The 7868-nt window shown below is 62.3% G+C and carries 8 protein-coding genes; 4 read left to right on the top strand and 4 right to left on the bottom strand.

Annotated elements, in window-relative coordinates; translation table 11 throughout:
* The 4 genes from B3D39_RS04665 to mtgA all read left to right on the top strand — a co-directional run.
* Window positions 1–1506, top strand: a 1506-nt coding sequence (locus B3D39_RS04665; protein ID WP_286789420.1) for a glutamate synthase-related protein, incomplete at its 5' end; no start/stop codon positions are given.
* 76 nt (window positions 1507–1582) lie between these two features.
* A complete protein-coding gene (locus B3D39_RS04660) occupies window positions 1583–2158 on the top strand; it encodes a DUF1269 domain-containing protein (RefSeq protein ID WP_274963531.1) in 576 nt (191 codons plus the stop codon).
* A gap of 130 nt (window positions 2159–2288) precedes the next feature.
* Window positions 2289–3206: a Hint domain-containing protein gene (locus tag B3D39_RS04655; protein WP_274963532.1), complete on the top strand. Its 918-nt coding sequence runs from the start codon at window positions 2289–2291 to the stop codon at window positions 3204–3206.
* A gap of 31 nt (window positions 3207–3237) precedes the next feature.
* Window positions 3238–3984, top strand: a complete 747-nt coding sequence (gene mtgA, locus B3D39_RS04650; RefSeq protein WP_274963533.1) for a monofunctional biosynthetic peptidoglycan transglycosylase — start codon at window positions 3238–3240, stop codon at window positions 3982–3984.
* Here mtgA and B3D39_RS04645 read toward each other — a convergent pair whose 3' ends face one another.
* From B3D39_RS04645 to B3D39_RS04630, 4 genes are read right to left on the bottom strand one after another with little or no spacing between them, the layout of a single operon-like run.
* Window positions 3985–4551, bottom strand: coding sequence for a DUF3833 domain-containing protein (locus B3D39_RS04645; protein WP_274963534.1), 567 nt, complete (start codon window positions 4549–4551; stop codon window positions 3985–3987).
* Window position 4552: 1 nt separating this feature from the next.
* Window positions 4553–5716, bottom strand: coding sequence for an SAM-dependent methyltransferase (locus B3D39_RS04640; protein ID WP_274963539.1), 1164 nt, complete (start codon window positions 5714–5716; stop codon window positions 4553–4555).
* Window positions 5716–6468, bottom strand: coding sequence for a DUF1365 domain-containing protein (locus B3D39_RS04635; protein WP_274963535.1), 753 nt, complete (start codon window positions 6466–6468; stop codon window positions 5716–5718). The genes B3D39_RS04640 and B3D39_RS04635 overlap by 1 nt, the downstream gene beginning before the upstream one ends.
* Window positions 6465–7775, bottom strand: a complete 1311-nt coding sequence (locus B3D39_RS04630; protein WP_274963536.1) for an NAD(P)/FAD-dependent oxidoreductase — start codon at window positions 7773–7775, stop codon at window positions 6465–6467. Before B3D39_RS04630 ends, B3D39_RS04635 begins: the two co-directional genes overlap by 4 nt.
* Window positions 7776–7868: the final 93 nt, after the last annotated feature.

The following is a 7868-nucleotide window of genomic DNA, read 5'->3' as shown; positions in this document are numbered from 1 at the left end:
GCGCAGCTGATCTACGACCTCAAGCAGATCAACCCGAAGGTCAAAGTGACGGTGAAGCTGGTGGCGTCCTCGGGCGTCGGCACGATCGCGGCCGGTGTCGCGAAGGCGAAGGCCGACATCATCCTGATCTCGGGCCACAATGGCGGCACGGGCGCATCGCCCGCGACCTCGATCAAATATGCCGGTCTGCCGTGGGAGATGGGTCTGACCGAGGCGCATCAGGTGCTCGCGATGAACAACCTGCGCGAACGCGTCACCCTGCGGACCGATGGCGGTCTGCGCACGGGCCGCGACATCGTGATGGCCGCAATGATGGGGGCCGAGGAATACGGCATCGGCACCGCCGCCCTGATCGCGATGGGCTGCATCATGGTCCGTCAGTGTCAGTCGAACACCTGCCCGGTGGGCGTCTGCACGCAGGACCCGGAGCTGCGCGCCAAGTTCACCGGCACGGCGGACAAGGTGGTGAACCTCATCACCTTCTACGCTCAGGAAGTGCGCGAAATCCTCGCCTCGATCGGTGCGCGTTCGCTCGACGAGGTGATCGGTCGCGCCGATCTTCTCAGCCAGGTGAGCCGCGGCTCGGCCCATCTCGACGATCTGGATCTCAATCCGCTCCTGATCACCGTCGATGGCTGGGACAAGATCGTCTACGACCGTTCGAAGCCGCGTAACTGGGTCTCGGATACGCTCGATGCGGAGATCATCAAGGATGGTCATCGCTTCTTCGAGGAAGGCGAGAAGATGCAGCTCTCCTACGCGGTGCGCAACACGCTGCGCACCATCGGGACGCGCGCTTCGAGCCATATCGTGAAGAACTTCGGGATGCGCAACGCGCTGCAATCGGACCACCTGACGGTGAAGCTGACCGGCTCTTGCGGTCAGTCGCTGGGCGCTTTCGCGGCCCCGGGTCTGAAGATCGAAGTGTCGGGCGATGCCAACGACTATGTCGGCAAGGGTCTCTCGGGCGGCATGATCGTCGTGCGTCCGCCGATGGCTTCGCCGCTGGTCGCCTCCGAGAACACGATCATCGGCAATACCGTGCTTTACGGCGCGACCGAGGGTCATCTGTTCGCGGCGGGCCGCGCAGGCGAGCGTTTCGCGGTGCGCAACTCGGGTGCGAAAGTGGTGATCGAGGGCTGCGGCTCCAACGGTTGTGAATACATGACCGGCGGCGTCGCGGTGATCCTTGGCTCGATCGGCCCGAACTTCGGTGCGGGCATGACCGGCGGGATGGCCTATCTCTACGATCCGGACAACACGGCGGAAGAGCTGATCAATCTCGAAAGCCTCGTCACCTGCGGGCTGGGCCACGAGCATTGGGAAGCCGAGCTGAAAGGCCTGATCGAGCGTCACGTCGCCGAGACGGGCTCGCGCAAAGGGGCCGATATTCTCCAGCACTGGGAGACCGAGAAGGCGAACTTCCTGCAGGTCTGCCCGAAGGAGATGCTGGCGCATCTGTCCTACCCGCTCAGCGACGAACCGCAGGCGATGCCGGCGGAATAAGGGAACTCTTTCCCCTACGGAACCGTTTCAGAGGGCGAAGCACATGCTTCGCCCTTTGTTCTGTCTGGAGGTAACGATGTCCGAACTGTTGGTGATGGCGCATGAAACCGAGGCCGCGGGTTTCGCGACGCGCGAGGAACTCAGAGCACTGGAAAAAGAAGGATTTTTCCGGTCGCAGGACATTGTCGTCGTGACCCGCGACGAAAGCGGCGAGATTAACGTTCATGAAAACAGCAACACGATGGCCCTCGGCGCGATCGGCGGCGCTGTCTGGGGCGGGTTGTTGGGTCTCGTCTTCCTGTCGCCGGTCGTCGGCGCGGCAATCGGTGCGGGCGCGGGCGCCGTATCCGGCAAGTTCACCGACCTCGGGTTGAACGACTCTTTCCTGCGCGAAGCGGGCGAGAGCCTGCCGCAAGGCGGCTCGGCTGTGTTCATCTTGCTTAAGAAGGGCACCGCTGCAGAGGTCCTGGACCGGATGAAGACCCTAGGCCATGCAAGCGGTCGCGTGCTGCAGATTCCCTTGCCGGAAGATTTCCACGAAAGGCTCGAATCCGCCCTGTCTTCGGGGGGCACCACAGCCTTCACCGGCGAGGAAATCACCGAAGGTGCCACCGGAAATCTCGCGCGGATGGTGGGCCCCTCTGCCCTCTAAACCCGCTGTGACCGGGATGTCACTCTTTAACCCGTAGTTAACTTTGCGCCCCACAGGCGCCTTTGTGTCGCCCTGATCTCTGCTTACCAAGTAACGAATAATTTATAATAACGTTACTCGAGCAGCAAAAATGGCAACCTATTACGACCAGTTCTACATCATGGATCCGGGCAGTCCGCCCGCTGCGGGCACGGCGCTTTCACCGGCGACATATGAAATTGTCGATCGGAATAACGACAATTGGATTTCCAGCAGCAACAGCGCCCGCGACACGATCAACGGCCAGCGCGTCACCGATGTCTGGCGTGGCGACACGATCACCATCGAGCGTCCGAACGGCGTGCAAGAGACGATCACGGGCGACACGTTCTACCTGCGCGACGGGAGTGCCGTGTTCACGCCGTCCGATGGCACGATCCTCCACAACGCGACCTTCATCAGCTCCACCTATGTCACGCAGAGCACCCAAGCGCCGGTCGGCGATCTGGGGCCGGAATGCTTCCTCGCCGGGACGCGGGTCGACACGCCCGACGGGCCGCGACCGGTGGAGCGGCTCAAGGCGGGCGATCTTGTCATGACCGAGGACGACGGGCCGCAGCCTCTTCTCTGGACGGGTGGCCGGGTCTGTCGCGGTGTCGGGGCCTATGCACCGATCCGGTTCGCGCCGGGGGCTATGGGAAATCGACGCGCGCTTTACGTGTCTCAACAACATCGGATGTTGCTGCGCGGCTGGCGCGCCGAGATCGCCTGCGCCCATAGCGAAGTTCTGGTCGCCGCCAAGCATCTCGTAAACGGCAATAGCATTCGGGTGGCTCCGCGCCCGCGCGTGCAGTACCGCCACCTGCTTTTCGCGCGCCATCACATCCTCATGGCCGAGGGCGCGCCGACCGAGAGCCTGTTTCCCGGCAATGTCGTCCTTGAAGACGACCACGGTATCGCGCGCGAAATACGCACCGCGTGGAAGCGGGTGTCCGATGCGCCGATCGAAACCATGGTAACCGCGCGACAGGTCGCGCGTGGACCGGAATTGGCGCTGCTTGTCGCTTGACCCTTCGGGGCACGCTGTGACTTATACGCACATGGCTAAGAGCAAGAAAAAATCGGGCCGCAAACCCGCCAAACGCAGCACGAAATCGAGCGTTTCCAGCAGCATGCGCGCGCCTTTCCGCACTGCCCTAAAATGGGCGCTTCGGGGCGTGATGGGTCTCGTTGCGCTGGTGCTGGTGCTGATGGTCCTGTTCAAGTTCGTTAATCCGCCGACCACCTGGACGATATGGAGCGAGCGACAGCGTCTTGGCGCAGTCGATCAGAAATGGGTGCCGATCGAGGATATCGCGCCCGTGCTCGCCCGTTCTGTCGTCGCGGCGGAGGATGCGAATTTCTGCAACCACTGGGGCTTCGACATGCGCGCGATCCGCAAGGCGATCGACGATGGCGCCAATCGCGGCGCCTCGACGATCACCCAGCAGACCGTGAAGAACGTGTTCCTCTGGCAGGGCCGAAACTGGCTGCGCAAGGCGCTTGAGGCGTCGATGACGCCGCTGGCCGAGGCGATCTGGGGCAAGAAGCGGATCCTAGAAATCTATCTTAACGTCGCTGAATTCGACGAAGGCGCGTTTGGCGTCGATGCTGCCGCGCATCGCTATTTCCGCACCACGCCCGACAAGCTGAGCGCCCGCCAATCCGCGTTGATCGCTGGCGTCCTGCCCGACCCGAAGGACCGTTCGGCGGCGAAGCCCGGCAGCTTCCTGTCGCGCCGCGCGCAGTCGATCATGGACGGCGCGGCGACGATCCAGAAGGACGGGCGCGCAAGCTGCTTCGAGTGATCACTCGGCCGGTTCGGTCATCGGGCGCATGACGGCGAACAACTCCGCGACCTTGATCCCGAATTTGCGCATCTGCGACCGGTTCAGCAGCGTCCCGTCCGGCATCAGGTAAATCCAGTCGGTCACGTCGAGCACGTGGCCGCCCGCATCCTCGGGCAGCCGCAACCGATAGCGCATCCGCAGCGCATTGCCCGACTGCTCCATCTCGGCGCGACCTTCGATATCGTCGGCGGTCGAGCTGATCTCGCCATTCGGCCCGAACTGGATATTCCAGGCGCGGCTCTGGCGACGACCGGAAGCATATTCGAACTCCTCCTCGATAACGCCGCCATCATTGGTGAACCGCCCCGTCATCACGGCACGGAAGCGCGAGGTGACCCGACCGTCCGGCCCATAGATCATGCCATGCGCCTCGACAGGGCCCTCGAACGCCCGGCGAATGTCGAATTCCGGGCTCTCGGCCGCGTAATCCGCCGACTTTTGCGCCGGGAATGAGAAGAAGAAGTGCCGGATCAAGACAGCCGCCAGGATCAGAACTGCGAGGGTGAAAAGCAATTTTAACAACATCTTACGCCCTCGCATGTGCTAGTTGGACCTGCACCACATCGGTATGGCCGACCGCAAAGGCCGCCGCGCAGGCTTCGAGATAATAGGACCAGTTGCGCAGGAACTCCGGCCCGAAGCCGAGTTCGGTTGCTCGCGCGCTGCGCTCTTTCAAACGGGTGGCCCATTGCCGGCAGGTCTCGGCATAGTCCTGCCCGAAGGCGAAGCTTTCCTTCACCGCCAACCCGGCCTTCGCCGCCTGATCGCGGATCACCCCGTCGGACAGAAGCATCCCGCCCGGGAAAGTGTATTGCCGGATAAAATCGGAGGTCTCGCGATATTTCGGAAAGTAGGAATCAGACACTGTAATGGCCTGAATCATCGCAGAGCCGCCCTCCGCCAGTCGATCTTTCACGGTTTGGAAATAGTTCGGCCAATAGCGCTCGCCGACCGCTTCGATCATCTCGATCGAGACGATATGATCGAATTTTCCCGGCGTATGGCGATAGTCCTGAAGCCGGATATCGGCGCGCCCGTCGAGCCGCGCATCGGCATAGCCTTTCTGGCTGGGCGAGATCGTGATCCCGGTGACATGACGCCCCTGCTCGGCCGCGCGTTCGGCGAAATGCCCCCAACCGCAGCCGATCTCCAGCACCTGTTCCCCGTCGCCCATCTGGTCGAGAATGCGGTCGAGCTTGCGGTTCTGCGCCCGGTGCAGATCGTTATCCCCCGGCGCGAAAAGAGCGGAGGAATAGCTCATCCCCTCATCCAGCCAGAGCTGGTAGAACTCGTTCCCCACGTCGTAATGCGCCCGGATGTTGCGCGACGCGCCGCGCAGCGAATTGGCCCGCATCAGCCGGTCGATCAGGCGGAACTTCAGGTTCGACCAGAAGCCCGCATAGGCGTAGCCGTCCACGACCTTGAGGTTTTTCAGCGCGAGAGAGAGAAGCGCCTCGATCGAGGACGTCTCCCACAACCCCGCGATATAGGCCTCACCCAGCCCGACATCGCCGCGAGACGCCATCGCCACCACGGCTTGCCAGTCGCAGATTTCCATATCGGCCTGCGGCTCTCCGCGACCGAAGCGGCGCACGGCACCATCGGGCAGGCGCAGATAGAGCGTCCCATGCTCGATCTTCTCGCAGGTCGCGAGGAATTCGCTGCGGATGCGGTTGGTCAGGAAAGGCATCATTGGCTGATCTCCTCGCTGGGGGGGGTGGGCCGCGACAGGTAGCGGGCGCCTTTGAGCTTGAGCCGCAGGGCCTGCCAATAGATCAGGCCGAGCGTGCGGATCGGAGTGAGCGGACGGCGCAGCGCCATGCCGAGAAGCGCCGCCGAAGTCAGTTTGCGGCGTTGCGTCGCGAGGGTCGCGACAACGCCCTCCTCGCCGTTGCGGTGATCGATGCGGATGCGAATATGCTCGGCTCCGATGTCGAAGCGGAAACGATATTCTCCGGCGATGGTCTGGAACGGGGAGACGTAGAAGATTTTCGCGGCGTGAAGCTCGGTTTCTGCTGAAATAGGATCGAAATTTGGGGTAGCGCAGAGATAGGAATGCCGATCGCCGAAGGTGTTGTTCACCTCTGCGATCACGACACGCAGGTCATCTTGCGCATCATAGGCCAGCCAGAAATTCACCGGGTTGAACCCCGCCCCGAGGATCTTCGGCTGGGTCAGAAGGCGTAGCTTCGTAATTTCGGGCGCACCGTGACGCGAGAGCTGCTTGCGGACCCATTCGGCCCCCGCGCCGCGGCCGGGCGCCCCGCCGTAATCCTTGTCATGCACCGTCGCGAGGTTGCGTCCGCGGCGCGAGAAAATCCGCGGCCACGGGCCCGGCGCGTCGGGATCGATCATCACGTAGTCGACGTGATAGCGGAACTGGTGGGAAATCGCGCCCCGCCGCGCATGAACCGTATGACCGGGGCAGAACTCGCCGCTCATGCGGGCACCTTTTCGAAGTCGACCTGCGGCTGCGCCCCGCGATTGAGCTCGCGCGCCACCCGAACCGCCGAAGCAAACCCATCCTCGTGGAAACCATGGCGGAGCCATGCGCCCGCGAACCACGTCCGATTCAGGCCCTGTATCGACTGGATTTCGCCTTGCGCCTGTATCGCTGCGCGATCGAAGACCGGGTGCCAGAAAACCTCGTGATCGTAGATCGTCTCATCGGCAATCGGCGTATCGGGGTTCAGAGTGACGAAAAGCGGATCGCTCTCGGGGATGTTTTGCAGCTTGTTCATCCAATAGGTCACGCCAAGCCGCGTCTCATTCGCGCGGGTCTGGGCCTGATAGACCCAGCTCGACCAGCAAGCGCGGCGGCGCGGCATCTGCGCCACGTCGCGATGCAGATAGACGTCGTTGGGCTGATAGCGGACCGCCGAAAGCGCGGCCTGTTCCTGCGCAGTCGGCTTGGCCAGCAGCTTGAGCGCCTGATCGGAATGGGTGGCGATGATGACTTGGTCGAACTGATCCGGAAGGGCCTTTTCCGCCGAAATAGTGACTGAATTGCGCTGCCGCTCGATCGCGGTGACCGGGGTGCCGGTGCGGAATTCGACACCGCGCAGGCGCAGGGCGGCCTCCAGCCGCTTAACATATTCGATCGACCCGCCCGAGACCGTCCACCACTGATGCTGACCGGTCGCCGACAACAATGCGTGGTTCTCAAAGAAGCGGAGCAAGCTTTTCGCGGGGAACGCGCCGATCTGATCGGCAGGCGTGGACCAGATCGCCCCGCAGATCGGCAGCAGGTAATAGCGCCGGAACCATTCGCCCAAGTTCAGCTCGTTCAGCAGACCATCTATCGTCACGTCGTCGCTTTGCGCAACCGAAACAGCCTTCGCGTTGAACTTCGCGATATCCGCGACCATCCGCAGAAAACCCGGCCGGGCCAAGTTCCGCTTTTGTGCGACGAGGCTATTCAAGTCGCGCAAAGCATATTCGATCCGGCCCTGATCGATCGTCACGCCAAAGCTCATATCGGATTTCTCGACCGGCACGTCGAGTTCGGAGAACAGGCGCGTCAGATGCGGATAATTCGCGTAATTAAACACGATGAACCCGGTATCGACCGGCTGGTCGCCGTTGCGCCCCGCAGTGATCGTGCGCGAATGCCCCCCAAGCCGCGTCTCCGCCTCGTAGATGGTAACGCGATTATGCGGAGCGATTTGCCACGCCGCCGCCAGACCGGAAATCCCGGATCCGATGATCGCGATGCGTTGCGCATGTGGATGCAGGGCATCAAATGACATTCGAATTCTCCCAAGCTCTTGAAGGCGTAACGGTGCATATTACCGTTTGGATCAGAAGTTTTTTCGCATCGCATGTGAACCGCTATCTCATAA

This window comes from Thioclava sp. UBA3469 (assembly GCF_002378135.1).
GTDB lineage: Bacteria > Pseudomonadota > Alphaproteobacteria > Rhodobacterales > Rhodobacteraceae > Thioclava > Thioclava sediminum.
The sequence above is the reverse complement of the archived record's forward strand: the minus strand, read 5'-3'. Positions and strand labels throughout refer to the sequence as shown.

Coding starts and splice junctions, on each gene's coding strand:
- B3D39_RS04640 (WP_274963539.1), bottom strand. CDS start 5,716: ATGCCTTTCCTGACCAACCGCATCCGCAGCGAATTCCTCGCGACCTGC.
- B3D39_RS04655 (WP_274963532.1), top strand. CDS start 2,289: ATGGCAACCTATTACGACCAGTTCTACATCATGGATCCGGGCAGTCCG.
- mtgA (WP_274963533.1), top strand. CDS start 3,238: ATGGCTAAGAGCAAGAAAAAATCGGGCCGCAAACCCGCCAAACGCAGC.
- B3D39_RS04635 (WP_274963535.1), bottom strand. CDS start 6,468: ATGAGCGGCGAGTTCTGCCCCGGTCATACGGTTCATGCGCGGCGGGGC.
- B3D39_RS04630 (WP_274963536.1), bottom strand. CDS start 7,775: ATGTCATTTGATGCCCTGCATCCACATGCGCAACGCATCGCGATCATC.
- B3D39_RS04645 (WP_274963534.1), bottom strand. CDS start 4,551: ATGTTGTTAAAATTGCTTTTCACCCTCGCAGTTCTGATCCTGGCGGCT.
- B3D39_RS04660 (WP_274963531.1), top strand. CDS start 1,583: ATGTCCGAACTGTTGGTGATGGCGCATGAAACCGAGGCCGCGGGTTTC.